The organism is Pseudomonas cannabina (assembly GCF_900100365.1).
In the GTDB taxonomy this organism is placed as follows: Bacteria; Pseudomonadota; Gammaproteobacteria; order Pseudomonadales; family Pseudomonadaceae; genus Aquipseudomonas; species Aquipseudomonas cannabina.
In genome coordinates, this window is record NZ_FNKU01000001.1 from 3,986,397 (window position 1) to 4,000,470 (window position 14,074).

The 14,074-nt window shown below is 58.3% G+C and carries 13 protein-coding genes and 2 pseudogenes; 6 read left to right on the forward strand and 9 right to left on the reverse strand.

Annotated features, from left to right (window positions below):
* Positions 1-182 precede the first annotated feature (182 nt).
* Genes BLT55_RS18845 through BLT55_RS18870 form a run of 6 tightly spaced genes read right to left on the reverse strand, consistent with a single transcriptional unit; the run spans position 183 to position 5,734 of the window.
* Positions 183-1,016: a phosphodiesterase gene (locus tag BLT55_RS18845; RefSeq protein WP_054999096.1), complete on the reverse strand. Its 834-nt coding sequence runs from the start codon at positions 1,014-1,016 to the stop codon at positions 183-185.
* A 25-nt stretch (positions 1,017-1,041) separates the two neighbouring features.
* The gene (locus BLT55_RS18850; protein ID WP_054999095.1) at positions 1,042-2,073 is read right to left on the reverse strand and encodes an ABC transporter ATP-binding protein; all 1,032 of its coding nucleotides are present in this window, start codon (positions 2,071-2,073) and stop codon (positions 1,042-1,044) included.
* On the reverse strand, positions 2,070-2,864 hold the full coding sequence (locus tag BLT55_RS18855; protein ID WP_054999094.1) for an ABC transporter permease: 795 nt from the start codon (positions 2,862-2,864) through the stop codon (positions 2,070-2,072). Before BLT55_RS18855 ends, BLT55_RS18850 begins: the two co-directional genes overlap by 4 nt.
* On the reverse strand, positions 2,861-3,730 hold the full coding sequence (locus BLT55_RS18860) for an ABC transporter permease (RefSeq protein WP_054999115.1): 870 nt from the start codon (positions 3,728-3,730) through the stop codon (positions 2,861-2,863). The genes BLT55_RS18855 and BLT55_RS18860 overlap by 4 nt, the downstream gene beginning before the upstream one ends.
* The gene (locus BLT55_RS18865; RefSeq protein ID WP_054999093.1) at positions 3,730-4,731 is read right to left on the reverse strand and encodes an ABC transporter substrate-binding protein; all 1,002 of its coding nucleotides are present in this window, start codon (positions 4,729-4,731) and stop codon (positions 3,730-3,732) included. Before BLT55_RS18865 ends, BLT55_RS18860 begins: the two co-directional genes overlap by 1 nt.
* Entirely contained in the window at positions 4,715-5,734 is a 1,020-nt protein-coding gene (locus BLT55_RS18870) for a LacI family DNA-binding transcriptional regulator (protein ID WP_054999092.1), read from the reverse strand. Before BLT55_RS18870 ends, BLT55_RS18865 begins: the two co-directional genes overlap by 17 nt.
* A 194-nt stretch (positions 5,735-5,928) precedes the next feature.
* On the opposite strand from BLT55_RS18870, the gene BLT55_RS18875 reads away from it, so the two are divergent.
* The 4 genes from BLT55_RS18875 to BLT55_RS18895 all read left to right on the forward strand — a co-directional run bounded on the left by BLT55_RS18875 (position 5,929) and on the right by BLT55_RS18895 (position 11,049).
* Positions 5,929-6,903, forward strand: a complete 975-nt coding sequence (locus tag BLT55_RS18875; protein WP_054999091.1) for a serine/threonine protein kinase — start codon at positions 5,929-5,931, stop codon at positions 6,901-6,903.
* Positions 6,904-7,129: 226 nt separating this feature from the next.
* On the forward strand, positions 7,130-8,017 hold the full coding sequence (rarD, locus tag BLT55_RS18880; protein ID WP_054999090.1) for an EamA family transporter RarD: 888 nt from the start codon (positions 7,130-7,132) through the stop codon (positions 8,015-8,017).
* Between the two features lie 668 nt (positions 8,018-8,685).
* The gene (locus tag BLT55_RS18885) at positions 8,686-9,693 is read left to right on the forward strand and encodes an IS5 family transposase (protein WP_244159005.1); all 1,008 of its coding nucleotides are present in this window, start codon (positions 8,686-8,688) and stop codon (positions 9,691-9,693) included.
* A gap of 378 nt (positions 9,694-10,071) precedes the next feature.
* Entirely contained in the window at positions 10,072-11,049 is a 978-nt protein-coding gene (locus tag BLT55_RS18895; RefSeq protein ID WP_074799822.1) for an IS5 family transposase, read from the forward strand.
* Positions 11,050-11,303: 254 nt separating this feature from the next.
* On the opposite strand, the pseudogene BLT55_RS32395 reads toward BLT55_RS18895, so the two are convergent.
* Both BLT55_RS32395 and BLT55_RS18905 read right to left on the reverse strand, forming a co-directional pair.
* Positions 11,304-11,537, reverse strand: a pseudogene (locus BLT55_RS32395) (IS5/IS1182 family transposase); the annotation flags it as partial.
* A 110-nt stretch (positions 11,538-11,647) separates the two neighbouring features.
* Positions 11,648-12,511 (reverse strand): annotated as a pseudogene (locus BLT55_RS18905) (IS5-like element ISPsy19 family transposase); the annotation flags it as partial.
* A gap of 175 nt (positions 12,512-12,686) precedes the next feature.
* On the opposite strand from BLT55_RS18905, the gene BLT55_RS18910 reads away from it, so the two are divergent.
* Together BLT55_RS18910 and BLT55_RS34815 are read left to right on the forward strand one after the other, a co-directional pair.
* Positions 12,687-12,938 carry a bacteriocin immunity protein gene (locus tag BLT55_RS18910; protein ID WP_074800747.1) on the forward strand — a complete coding sequence of 84 codons (252 nt, stop codon included), beginning with the start codon at positions 12,687-12,689 and terminating at the stop codon, positions 12,936-12,938.
* Between the two features lie 194 nt (positions 12,939-13,132).
* Positions 13,133-13,339, forward strand: coding sequence for a bacteriocin immunity protein (locus tag BLT55_RS34815; protein WP_208601282.1), 207 nt, complete (start codon positions 13,133-13,135; stop codon positions 13,337-13,339).
* Between the two features lie 58 nt (positions 13,340-13,397).
* Here BLT55_RS34815 and BLT55_RS18920 read toward each other — a convergent pair whose 3' ends face one another.
* A complete protein-coding gene (locus BLT55_RS18920; protein WP_055001342.1) occupies positions 13,398-13,916 on the reverse strand; it encodes a glycine cleavage system transcriptional repressor in 519 nt (172 codons plus the stop codon).
* Positions 13,917-14,074: the final 158 nt, after the last annotated feature.

A 14,074-nucleotide genomic window follows, 5' to 3' on the forward strand; every position in this document is an offset into this window, starting at 1 on the left:
GGCCGGTATAATCGCCGAAAATGTATCGTCAGATATACCGTCTTCGCGAACGAGCGAAGCGTCGCCCGGTCCGCTCCCACGCCCTGCGGGCAGAAGCCTGAAAACCGCGTTTTCTGGGCTCATCGAGACTTGTGTAGAACACTGAGCGCAGAACGTGGGAGTAATCAGCCACAGAACACTTGTCAATCAATCAACCCGTTACCATCATAAAACGGGTACGGCCCTTCATAGTCGCCAAACACGGCGTTATGGCTCACCAGGCCTTGCTCGGAATGCCAGCGGTGCAGCACATAACCTGCCGGTTCGAGGTTGAAATGTGCCGGGGCGGCTTCGTCGAGGTCCAGCACGATCTGGTGTGAGGTGCCGGGACAGATGCTCGCCACGCTGCCACCAAAACGCCGCTGCATCGGTCGATGCAAATGCCCGCACATTAAACGCTCCACTTGCGGATGCTGAGCAATCACCCGTTCCAGCGCTGAAGCATTGCCGAACGGTTCGCGGTCCATGTGGCCGATGCCGGTGATGAACGGCGGGTGGTGCAGGATGATCACGGTCGGCACATAAGGGCGACGCGACAGTTGCGCATGCAGCCAGTCCAGCTGACAGTAATCCAGCTGCCCGCCATGCTCGCCGGGAATGGTCGTGTCCATGCCGATCAGCCGCACCGGGTACTTTTCCACCACCCAGTCCAGCGGCGCACTGGCCGACAACGGCAGGTACACCTGATCGGCAAACGCGGCCAGCAAGTGCTCGCGGTCATCGTGATTGCCGGGCACCAGATAGAACGGCATTTGCAGGTGCTCCAGTTCGGGTTTGAGGACGGCATATTCATCCTCGCGCCCGAAATCCACCAGGTCACCGCTGATCACCACGATGTCGGGGCGCTGCTTGCTGGCGTTGATATGCGCAACGGCACGGCGTAGCGCGGCCAGCGTGTCGACCACCCCATAAGTCAGACGCCCGTCGGCTTTGAGGTGCAGGTCGCTGATCTGGGCGATAAGAAACGGACGATTCACAATAATCTCTCGCAGGAAAACAGTTTTACGAATGCAGGGTGAACAGCACTTGCGGCTCGACACTCAGGCCAATGACAGCGTTGGCGGCGTAAATAACAGTGTCGGTGCTGTCCACCAACAATGGCTGCGGACCGCCGACATCAACCAGCAAGCGACTTTGCGCACCCTGGAAAAACTGCCCGACCAGACGCCCCTGAAGATGGCCGCTTCCTGGCACCAGGCGCAGGTGCTCGGGACGGCAATAGACGGTGCCCGGCATGTCAGCACCGTTCCACGGCAGTTCGCCGCCGTTTACCTTGAGGCCCGACGCGGTGCGCGCGACCACACTGAACGCATTCAGATTGCCGACAAACCCGGCAACAAAGGCATTGGCGGGCTGTTGATAGATTTCTCTCGGCGTCGCCAACTGCGACACGCAGCCTTTTTCCATGACCAGAATCCGGTCGCCCAAGGCCATCGCTTCGCCCTGATCATGAGTCACGAACACCGAGGTAATACCCAGCCCGCGCAGCAACTGGTCCAGCTCACTGCGCAAACGCTCACGCAACTGCGCATCCAGCGCGGCCAACGGCTCGTCGAGCAGCAGCACCCGCGGGCGCGGCGCCAGTGCACGGGCCAGCGCAACACGTTGCCGTTGCCCACCGGACAGCTCGTTGACGCGACGATTGCCGTGCCCGGCCAGGCCGACCAGTTCCAGCAACTCGTCGCAACGCTTGTTGCGCTCGACCGACGACAGGCCGCGAATCTTCAGGCCGTAAACAATGTTGCCGGCCACATCGAGATTGGGAAACAACGCGTAATTCTGAAAAACCATGCCGACGTCGCGGCGCTCGATGGGCAAGCGCGTGACGTCCTGATCGTCGAACAGCACCTGTCCGACATCCGGCCGTTCAAGGCCGGCAATCAGGCGCAACGTGGTGGTCTTGCCACAACCGGACGGCCCGAGAATCGCCAGCGTTTCGCCGGGCTCGATGGTCAGGTGCAAATCCTGTACAGCAACGGTGCCGTCGGCAAATGCCTTGCGGCAGCCCTTCAGGCGAATGGTGGTTCCGCTCATCGGCTCTCTCCACGGGCAAGACGCGCGCTGATGGCCTGCAACGCAATCAGCAGCGGCACAATCAGCAACAGAAAAAGAAGGGTGTAGGCGCTGGCGACTTCCAGCCGGGCCGAGGCATAACTGTCGGCCAGCCCGACCGGCAAGGTCTTGGTGATCGGCGTGTGGAGCATCCAGGTCAGGTTGAACTCGCCCAGCGACAGGGTCACGACCATCAACACACCGGCCAGAATCCCGGCCCGGCAGTTGGGCACCACCACACTGAAAAACCGTTTGATCGGCCCCGCGCCCAGGCTGGCGGCGGCCTCTTCAAGCACCGGCAACTGCTGACGCTGCATGACCGCCATGACCGGCCGGACCAGAAACGGCAGCGTGAACAGCACGTGCCCCACAAGGATGAACAGCCAACTGCTACGAAAGCTGCCGAACTGGCCGTAGGTCAACAACAACGCCAGGGCGCTGGCCAGGCCGGGCATGGCGACCGGCAGCACCATCAGCTCTTCAAATGCGCGACTGAAGCGATTATTCATGCGCACCAGCGCATACGCCGCCGGCACGCCGACCACGCACACGCAGATCGCGCAAGCCACCGCCAGTTGCAGCGACAGCCAGACCGTCGGCGAGTAGGCCTGCCAGACCTGTATCAACCAGTCGAAGGTCAAGCCGCTCGACAGGCCCAGAAAGTAATTGCGGGTCACGCCAGCCAGCAGCGACAACACCACCGGCACCAGCATGAACGCGCAGACCAACAGCGTGAACGCCAGCTGCGCAGCAAACAATGGTGAGCGTTTCACAGGGCAACTCCCGATTTTCCGACCATGCGCCGCGCCAGCAACAGCACCGCCCAGGTCACCAGGCCAAGGATCACCGACAACGCGGCGGCCACGGTGAAATTGGCGTAATTGGTGAACACGTTGTAGATCGCCACGGGGGTGACGTTCAGACGTGTGCCTAGCGTGAACGCTGTGCCGAATGCCCCCATCGAGGTGGCGAAGCAGATCGCCCCGCAGGACACAAGCGCCGGTGTCAGGCCCGGAACGATCACATCGCAGACCACGCGCCAATGACCGGCCCCCAGAGAATGAGCCGCCTCTTCAAGGCTGCGGTCCAGGCTTTCACACGCGGCCATGACGGTGAGGATCACGCGCGGTATCGAAAAGTACAGGTAGCCGATGAACAGCCCGGTGAGGGAATAGGCAAACACCCAGCGCTCCCCGGCCAGTTGCAGACCAAGCGCGGCGAAGATGCCTTGGCGACCCGCCAGCAGAATCACCAGAAAGCCGACCACCACGCCGGGAAACGCCAGCGGAAAGGTCAGCAATGCCACCAGCGCCGAGCGTCCAAAGAAATGGTTACGCGCCAGAAACACCCCGCTGATGCCGCCGATCAGCAACGCCACAAGCGTCACCACCAGCGCCAGCAGGCAGGTCTGCAGCAGACTGCCCAGGTACTGAGCACTGCTCAACACCTGCCAGTAACCGCTGCCATTGCCCTCGGTACTTTGCGCACCGAGCAGGATCAGATGGGTCAACGGCAGCAGCCAGAAGGCCAGTAATACCGCCATCGCCGGGGCCAGCGCCAGCGCAGCGGTCGGGCGCAGCCGCAGCCTGAACAACCCATCCTTGCGCAGAGCCAGCGCGCGTCCCGGCGAGGCTGACATCACTTCACCTCACGCAGATAGCGAGCGGCGAAAGCTTCCTGCACAGCGGCCATGTGCTGGTAATCCACCACACCGGCACGGGCGTAGTCGCTGTCCGGCAGGAACTGCGCAGCGACCTCGGCAGGCATCTTCGAGCGTACCGGGCGCAGGTAAGCCTTGGCCCAAAGTGCCTGCTCCTCATCGGACAGCACGAAATCCAGCACCTTTTCAGCGTTGGCGCGATGCGGCGCTTTGGCAACCATGCTCATGACGTAAGGCACACCGATGGTGCCTTCCTTGGGGATCACGAACGCGACGTTGGCTTTGTCCTTGTAGCGGGCGCGGTAGGCGTTGAAGTCATAGTCGACCAGAATCGGCAGCTCGCCGGACAGTACGCGTGCATACGCGGTTTGCTTGGGCACGATAGGCGAGTTCTTCGCCAGTTTCTGGAAGTAGTCGATGGCCGGGCCGAAGTTGTCCAGCCTGCCGCCCATGGCCTGGTTGATCGCAACAGCGGAAACGTAGCCGACGAAGGCGCTGGAAGGATCAAGGTAACCGACCATGCCTTTGTACTCAGGCTTGAGCAGGTCCGCCCAGCTTTGCGGCACCGGCAAACCGCCCAGCGCGTCGACGTTGACCATGATGCCAAGGGTGCCGGAGTGAATGGCGAACCAGTGCCCTTGCGGGTCTTTCAGCCCGGCCGGAATGTCGTCCCAGTGTTTGGGCTTATACGTATCGACCACGCCGGCTTTCTGCGCTTGCAGGCCGAATGTCACGCCGTAATACACCACGTCGGCGACCGGCGCGGCTTGTTCGGCGACGATCTGCGCCAGTGCCTGCCCGGAGTTCTTGTTGTCCAGCGGCACCTGCACGCCGGTGCTGTCGGCAATCGCCTTGAGCTGAGTGCCCCAGTCGGCCCACTCAGGCGGGCAGTTGTAGCAGATAGCCGTTTCGGCAGCCTGGGCGAGGCTGGCCGCACCGCATAACAGCAGTGCCGCGAGGGTTTTACTGAGGCTGAGCATGAAGCATCTCCTGGTAGGGCTGGGTGCTTTCGCCGGGCCGGATGTGGCACGGCAGACAATGAGAAACCGGTGGCGCCCCGGCAATCCGTGCCAGCAGTTGATCGATGACGATGTGCGCCAGCTCGGCGATGGGCTGAACCACACTGCACAGCGTCGGGTGCATCTGGGTGCCGAGCGCGATGCCGTCGAAGCCGATAACCGACAGACGCTCCGGAACACCCCAGCCGTTGCGGCGCAGTTCGGCAATCAGGCTGATGGCCAGCAAATCGTTTGAGCAGACCAGCGCGCTGGGCGCGTCCGGGCCGCGCAACAAGGGTTCGAGCGCAGCGAAATCGGCGTCGGTATGAGCCGGCATTTCAATCACCGGCCGGGCTTCGAGGCCGCGTTCGACCATGGCGTCGCAATAACCGTCATAGCGCAGCCGGGCGCGGTCAGACTGCATGGCCGGGCCGGCGACCATGGCAACGCGCTGATGCCCGGCATCGATCAGGTAGCGCGTCGCCAGCGCCATGCCTGCGCGGTTATCCACAGACACCGCGCTGTAATCCTCATTGTCGGTCTGGTGATAGGCCAGTACGAACGGCGTGTCTTCACTGACCAGGCTCTCCAGCACACGGTTGTGCTCAGCGTCGGTCACAGTCAGCACCAGCCCGTCGACCCGCTGGCGCAGCAATTCTTCAACCACAGCGCTCTCGCGTTCAGCCGTGTAGTCAGTGGTCGCCAACAGCAGGTTATAGCCCCGTGCCCGCGCGGCCCGCTCCATGGCCTGAAACTGTTCGGCAAACACCGGGTTGAGCAGGTTGGGCACCACCACGCCAATCAGGTTGGTGGTTTGCAGACGCAACTGTCGGCCCAGACGGTTGGGACGAAAACCCAGTGCCCGGGCGGCGGCAAACACCCGGTCGCGGGTTTCGGCGCGCACCACATCCGGGCTGGCGAAGGCGCGTGCGGCGGTGGCCCGGGAAACCCCGGCCAGGCTTGCAACCTCTTTCAAATCAGTCATGGCAGCTCGCCTTGAGATCGATCTCATTGGCGGCAACTGTAAGCGTCCAACATGGCTGAATGGCGAACGGCTGATGACCGTTCAATGACAATCCGACCCTTGAGCACTTTAATCGGATGGGTTTGGCGAACCGGGACCGGTCTGCGTTACCATCAGCGGTCCGACGCGGCAACCTGCTGCGCGCAGGAGTAGTCATGGCTCACCCGTTTGCAACACTCACTCCCGATCTGGTGCTGGATGCCGTCGAAAGCATCGGTTTTCTCAGCGATGCACGCATCCTGGCGCTCAACAGTTACGAAAACCGCGTGTATCAGGTCGGTATCGAAGACGGTCAGCCGCTGATCGCCAAGTTCTACCGGCCGCAACGCTGGACCAACGAAGCCATTCTCGAAGAACACAGCTTCACCTTCGAACTGGTTGATGCCGAAGTGCCCGTCGTCGCGCCCATGGTGCATAACGGCGAAACCCTGTTCGAGCACGCCGGCTTTCGCTTCACGCTGTTCCCGCGCCGTGGCGGACGCGCGCCAGAGCCGGGCAATCTGGATCAGCTGTATCGCCTCGGTCAGTTGCTGGGCCGTATTCATGCGGTCGGCTCGACCAAGCCGTTTGCGCATCGCGAAGCACTGGGCGTGAAGAATTTCGGTAATGACTCGGTCAATTACCTGCTGGAAAACAACTGCATCCCGCGCGGCCTGCTGCCGGCCTACGAGTCAGTGGCCCGCGACCTGCTCAAGCGCGTCGAAGACGTCTACGGCGCAACGCCGCACAGCAACATCCGCATGCATGGCGACTGCCACCCCGGCAACATGATGTGCCGCGACGAAATGTTCCACATCGTCGACCTGGACGATTGCCGCCTGGGCCCTGCGGTGCAGGACATCTGGATGATGCTGGCCGGCGACCGCCAGGAACGCCTCGGCCAGCTCTCCGAATTGATGGACGGCTACAACGAATTCCACGATTTCGCCCCACGCGAACTGGCCCTTATCGAACCGCTGCGCGCGCTGCGCCTGATGCATTACAGCGCTTGGCTGGCACGTCGCTGGGATGACCCGGCGTTCCCCCACAGCTTCCCGTGGTTCGGCACCGAACGTTACTGGGGCGACCACATCCTGGCGCTGCGCGAGCAGATGTCGGCGCTGAATGAAGAACCGCTGAAACTGTTTTGATCTGTGGGGCGTGAGGCACGATAACCCCGACTATCGTGCGACGCTCCGCGTCGGCATGCGGTTCTGGACGCTCTGCGTCCGATCTTGAGCAAGCGGCGCCGCACAAATGTCGTGGATCCGCCGAACCTGTGTATAACATCGAGCGCTGCAGCGTCAGTACAACCAAAACCACCAACCGCACCACCCCACAATAAAACCGGAATTTTCTGCATTCAAGGGACGCTCCATGCAAGCCGCCAATCCGCGCCGAGGTTACATATTAGGCCTGAGTGCCTACACCATCTGGGGCCTGTTCCCCATCTACTTCAAAGTCATCGCCGCCGTTCCGGCCATCGAGATCATTATCCACCGCGCGCTCTGGTCGGCACTCTTCGGCTCGATCGTGCTGATGTTCTGGAAACACCCCGGCTGGTGGCGCGACCTGCGCAACAACCCAAAAAGGCTGGCCGTGCTGGCGCTGAGCGGCACGCTGATTGCCGCTAACTGGATCGTCTACGTCTGGGCGGTGAACAACGGGCGGATGCTTGAGGCCAGCCTCGGCTATTACATCAACCCGCTGGTCAATGTGCTGCTCGCCATGGTGCTGCTGGGCGAGCGCCTCAGGCGCCTGCAAATGCTGGCCGCGCTCCTCGCCGCCATCGGTGTCGCACAGCAGGTCTGGCATGTCGGCAGCCTGCCGTGGGTATCGCTGGCGCTGCCATTGACCTTCGCGTTCTACGGGCTGATCCGCAAGAAGGCGCCGGTCGCCGCCCTGCCCGGCCTGGTCGTCGAAACCTGGATGCTGGTGCCACTGGCGCTGATCTGGCTCGCGCTCAACCCGATGGCCGTGAGCGCGCAACCCGAATTCTGGACCACCACGCAAGCCCTCTGGCTCGCCGCCGCCGGCCCGGTCACGCTGATCCCGCTAGTGTGCTTCAATGCCGCCGCCCGCCACTTGCCGTTCACCACGCTAGGCTTTCTGCAATACATCGCACCCACCTTGGTCCTGTTGCTGGCCGTGCTGTTGTATGGCGAATACCTGACCACCAGCACCATCATCACCTTTGCCTTCATCTGGGCGGGGCTGGCGATCTACAGTGTGGATATCTGGCTGAAATCCCGCGGCCGCCACTGATCAAAAAACAAACAACTCTACGCAGGCCACGCAGAACGAGGCCTGCGCAGGGTTCTCCAACGGTTATCCACAGGCAGACTCACCTTATCTGTGCACAAGCCTTTGAAACTGTTGAATTTTTGATCAATCTTCGTAAAGCCACGGTGCGCATGGCGCGCAACGCTATTCCCCCAGGTTATCCACAGGCAGGTGCACGGTTAACTTGGATAACCTGACAAAAGCACTCACTCCTCACTCCGCAACACCAACTCCACCATCAAATCATCAGCCAGAGTCGCGTGCAGGCAGAGCGGATCAAAAAGAATTGCTCTATCAGGCACCGCCCCCTGTCCCCCGAAAGAAGTTCTACGCTGGTATATTCAGCCTCTTGAAAAGCCCGTCAACCAGTGATTCTTAACCGGTTATATCTAGGGAAGGTCTGAAAAAGCCTTTTCTTCAAAAGTCGAAGCCAGTAAATACAGGCGCTCCAGCCCGGTTCCTCTCCAAAAAAATGGGCTTTTTCAGAGGATACCTAGAGGGTGTAGACAAAATAAATTAAACTTTCACTCCCTTGTCTGAATAGCCCTCAAGCCATGCCTAAAACCGGACGTCCTCGCTCGATTGCCGCCGAGCACTATCCCGTGCTGGTGAAACTCGCTCATGCACAGCCCTATTCCAGCTAGGCCGAATTGGCGCTCGTATTCTTCGCCGAAACCGGTATCACTGCGCATCCCGACACCTTTGCAAAAGCGTTGAAAATGGCAGGGATTACGCGTGTAAAGCAGCGGGCCAAGGGAAGTTTTCAGTCACCTGAACCTAATAAAGCCTATGGCTACAATGAAACCCACCGCCGCCAACTGCCGGAGCAGCTATATCCGAGTTGCTTGACAGATACCGAGTGGGCACTGGTCGCCGACCTGTTTGAAAGCCAGGGCGGACGAGGAGTGCCACCGCTTCACTCTCGGCGCACGTTGCTGGAAGCCTGTTGCTATGTCGTACGCACGGGGTGCTCATGGCGAATGCTACCCCGCGATTTTCCTCATTGGGACAATGTCTACAAAACGTTCCGCCGGTGGAGCGCTCAAGGCAAGTTCGAGCAAATGCATGATCGCTTGCGAGCTCAATGGCGTGAGCGGGAAGAACGCGCTGACAGCCCGTCAGCAGCGATCCTGGATTCACAGTCGACCCGCAGTTCTCCTCAAGGCGGTGACAGCGGCTACGACGCAGGCAAAAAAGTGAAGGGGCGTAAACGAAGTCTGATTGTCGATACATTGGGCCTGCTGCTGGCTGTCAGTATCAGTGCTGCAAGCGTGCAGGATCGTGACGCGGCGGATGATGCGGTGGCGTACTCGAAGGAAAAATATCCGTCACTGAGCACGCTTTTTGTTGATAGTGCGTACGCAGGAAAATGGGCACAGCGCACCCATCAACTGCACGCTATCGATGTTCAAGTGATCCGTGGCCCGAATAACAGAAGAACAGGGCAATGGCACTCTGAACAAGGCGATCTATTTTCCGTGGAGCCTGTTCAGACTGGATTTGTGGTCATGCCCAAGCGATGGGTAGTGGAGCGAACTCATGCCTGGAATGAGAGAGCTCGGCGACTGATCATGCATCATGATCGCCTTTTTGCGGTAAGCGAGGCATGGGTTTGGTTGGCTGAGGCTCGAATACTCGCGCGCCGACTCACTACATGATTTTGTCTACACCCTCTTAGGTATCCTCTGAAAAAGCCCATTTTTTTGGAGAGGAACCGGGCTGGAGCGCCTGTATTTACTGGCTTCGACTTTTGAAGAAAAGGCTTTTTCAGACCTTCCTTAGGCATGGTGCAATGCTGTGTAGGCAAAGGACAAACAGCTTACTTTATTTTGTCTACACCCTCCTAGGGAGACGCTGATTTATTCTAAAACCCAGCTGTTGCCCCCAGATAAATCAAGGCCTCCAGAGCGTTGCAGGGACGAAAAATCGAATAAATCAGCGCCTCCCTAGGGAGGCGCTGCAAAAATAGCCAACTGTCCCCACCCTTGGCACACTAAGTTCCTTCAACAGCCTCCCTCTCCGTGAGCGTTACGCGCGTGCAGAAGACCTTCTCCGAACTCGAATATACCGGCAAGAAAAAGCAGACTCGCCGAGATCGCTTCCTGGCTGACCTTGAACAGTTGGTGCCCTGGGCCCTGCTGGAGGCGCAAGTGGCGCCGTTTTATAGCAACACCGCAGGCAAGCGCGGACGCCCTGCGATAGGGGTGTCGCGCATGTTGCGCATGTACGTCGTGCAGCAGTGTTTCGGTTTCTCCGATGAAGGTTGCGAAGATGCCGTCTACGACAGCCAGGCCATCCGCGGTTTTATGAGTATCGACCTGGGTCGCGAGTCTGCACCGGATGCCACCACCTTGCTGCGTTTTCGCCGCTTGCTGGAAGTCCATCAGCTAACCCGGCTGCTGTTTGAAACGATTAACCAGCATCTGGCCAGCCGGGGGCTGCTGCTCAAGGAAGGCACTATCGTCGACGCTACTCTGATCGCCGCGCCGCCCTCGGTCAAGAACCGAGAAGGCAAGCGTGATCCTGAGATGCATCAGGCCAGGAAAGGCAATCAATGGCACTTTGGGATGAAGGCCCACATTGGTGTAGACGCCACGTCGGGGCTGGTGCACAGCGTAGTAGGGACGGCCGCTAACGTGGCGGATGTCACCCAGGTTGGCCAGTTGCTTCACGGTGACGAAACCTATGTTTCGGGTGACGCTGGATACACCGGTGCGGCCAAGCGACCGGAGCATGCTGAACGGGACGTTATCTGGTCGATTGCAGAACGGCCAAGCAGTTACAAGCAGCACGGCGAAGGCAGCGTGCTGTATCGGGTCAAGCGCAAAATTGAATATGCCAAGGCGCAACTGCGTGCCAAGGTCGAGCACCCCTTCCAGGTAATCAAGGTGCGCTTCAATCATCGCAAGGTTCGCTACCGTGGGCTGGAAAAGAATACAGCGCAGTTGTTCAGTTTGTTTGGGTTGGCCAATCTGATGCTGGCCAAGCGGTATTTACAACAGACGGCAGGATAAATCCATCTGAAAGGCGGGACTGGCCCGCCTTTCAGCAAAATGAGGGCAGAAATCTGCTCGAGAAACGTAAAATAAGGCCGGCAGGTTGAAAAAAACCGGCTTGGAAATGGGGACGGTGCGAACGGGTTAATTGTTCAGCGTCTCCCTAGCTAAGCATCTAAAAAGTATTCAATCGACAGTCATACTGTTTTTATACCATAAGACCCGGCAAACTTTATTCCAATAATGCACGCCCTAAGAGGGTGTAGACAAAATCATGTAGTGAGTCGGCGCGCGAGTATTCGAGCCTCGGCCAACCAAACCCATGCCTCGCTTACCGCAAAAAGGCGATCATGATGCATGATCAGTCGCCGAGCTCTCTCATTCCAGGCATGAGTTCGCTCCACTACCCATCGCTTGGGCATGACCACAAATCCAGTCTGAACAGGCTCCACGGAAAATAGATCGCCTTGTTCAGAGTGCCATTGCCCTGTTCTTCTGTTATTAGGTATCCTCTGAAAAAGCCCATTTTTTTGGAGAGGAACCGGGCTGGAGCGCCTGTATTTACTGGCTTCGACTTTTGAAGAAAAGGCTTTTTCAGACCTTCCTTAGGGCCACGGATCACTTGAACATCGATAGCGTGCAGTTGATGGGGGCGCTGTGCCCATTTTCCTGCGTACGCACTATCAACAAAAAGCGTGCTCAGTGACGGATATTTTTCCTTCGAGTACGCCACCGCATCATCCGCCGCGTCACGATCCTGCACGCTTGCAGCACTGATACTGACAGCCAGCAGCAGGCCCAATGTATCGACAATCAGACTTCGTTTACGCCCCTTCACTTTTTTGCCTGCGTCGTAGCCGCTGTCACCGCCTTGAGGAGAACTGCGGGTCGACTGTGAATCCAGGATCGCTGCTGACGGGCTGTCAGCGCGTTCTTCCCGCTCACGCCATTGAGCTCGCAAGCGATCATGCATTTGCTCGAACTTGCCTTGAGCGCTCCACCGGCGGAACGTTTTGTAGACATTGTCCCAATGAGGAAAATCGCGGGGTAGCATTCGCCATGAGCACCCCGTGCGTACGACATAGCAACAGGCTTCCAGCAACGTGCGCCGAGAGTGAAGCGGTGGCACTCCTCGTCCGCCCTGGCTTTCAAACAGGTCGGCGACCAGTGCCCACTCGGTATCTGTCAAGCAACTCGGATATAGCTGCTCCGGCAGTTGGCGGCGGTGGGTTTCATTGTAGCCATAGGCTTTATTAGGTTCAGGTGACTGAAAACTTCCCTTGGCCCGCTGCTTTACACGCGTAATCCCTGCCATTTTCAACGCTTTTGCAAAGGTGTCGGGATGCGCAGTGATACCGGTTTCGGCGAAGAATACGAGCGCCAATTCGGCCTGGCTGGAATAGGGCTGTGCATGAGCGAGTTTCACCAGCACGGGATAGTGCTCGGCGGCAATCGAGCGAGGACGTCCGGTTTTAGGCATGGCTTGAGGGCTATTCAGACAAGGGAGTGAAAGTTTAATTTATTTTGTCTACACCCTCTAAGGAGACGCTGATTTATTCTAAAACCCAGCTGTTGCCCCCAGATAAATCAAGGCCTCCAGAGCGTTGCAGGGACGAAAAATCGAATAAATCAGCGCCTCCATAAGGAATTTAATAATGAGCAATAATATAAACGACATGACAGAACTTGAATTTCTTCTGCTCGTTAAAAACATCAGCGAAGCTAACTACCCCTCTGAAAGTGCTCATAACGACGCAGTCATTAGTTTTGAAGAAATCTCAGAACACCCTGCTGGTTCGGATTTGTTATTTTATCCTGAACAAGGTAAAGAAAGCCCTGAAGCGATAGTCGCAGAAGTTAAAGCATGGCGAGCAGCCAACAGCAAGACGGGCTTCAAAACTCTCTAATTACGAACACCGGCTCAGTTACCCAATATCAACTTGGCAACTGAGCCCTACCCTATTAGTTTATCGTTACTTTTACTTGAGGCAAGCAAGTACCCAATCTGAAGGAGCACGATGCTGCTCATAGAACCCAAGGAGAAAAAATGAAACTTAAAGAAAAGCTCGAAGACTATACTGAACAGTAGCTCATCGAACTCATGAATAAAACATGGCAGACTGATGTTAATTCCGAAGAGGAGCATGACACACTTATTTCACACTTTGTCTGCGTCACGGAACATCCTCTGGATACTGACTTGATTTTTTACCCAGAGTCACATGACAAAGACAATCCCCTTGCTGTTCTTGAACTCATAAAGAACTGTCGCTCAGCCAACGGTAAATCGGGCTTTAAATTGGCTTGAGATGATAAGTGCGCTCAGCCGCCAACCTTACATTGGTGACTGAGTATAGCCTCACTCCTCACTCCTCACTCCGCAACACCAACTCCACCATCAAATCATCAGCCAGCGTCTCAAGCCCGGCCTGCAGATCGTCCGGCGACAAGCCCACCGGCACGCCCAGCACGGCGTCAGCGTGGAACAGCACCTCGCTACTCATGGGCGCAGGCGCGACGTCGGTGATCAAGTGTTCGACGTTGACGCCCTGTCCGGCCAGCAGGCGGGTGATGTCGCGCACGATGCCGGGGCGGTCGTTGCCGACCAGTTGCATGCTGATCGGTCGCGTGGTGCCGCTGGTCTCGACCACACTTTCGGCCAGCAGCATGCGGATGCCGTGGGCCGACAGGTTGTTCAGCGCCTTGATCAGGTCGTCGTACTGCTGCGGCTCGACGCCGACCTTGAGGATACCGGCGAACTGCCCGGCCATGCGCGACATGCGGCTTTCCAGCCAGTTGCCGCCGTGTTCGGCGATGCACTGGGCGATGCGTTCGACCTGACCCGGTTTGTCTGGGGCAACCAGCGTTACGACGAGATGATCCACGGTCACTTCCTCTTTCTGTGCAGATGATTTGAAAATCAGCAATCGCCTGAGTATAGGCGCGCCTGCGTACTCGCTCATACCCGGCAATCGTGTACGATTTGCCACGCTTTACCGAACAACCTTGAGCGCCTTCGAGAGCGCCAGAAACCGTAAGGTGA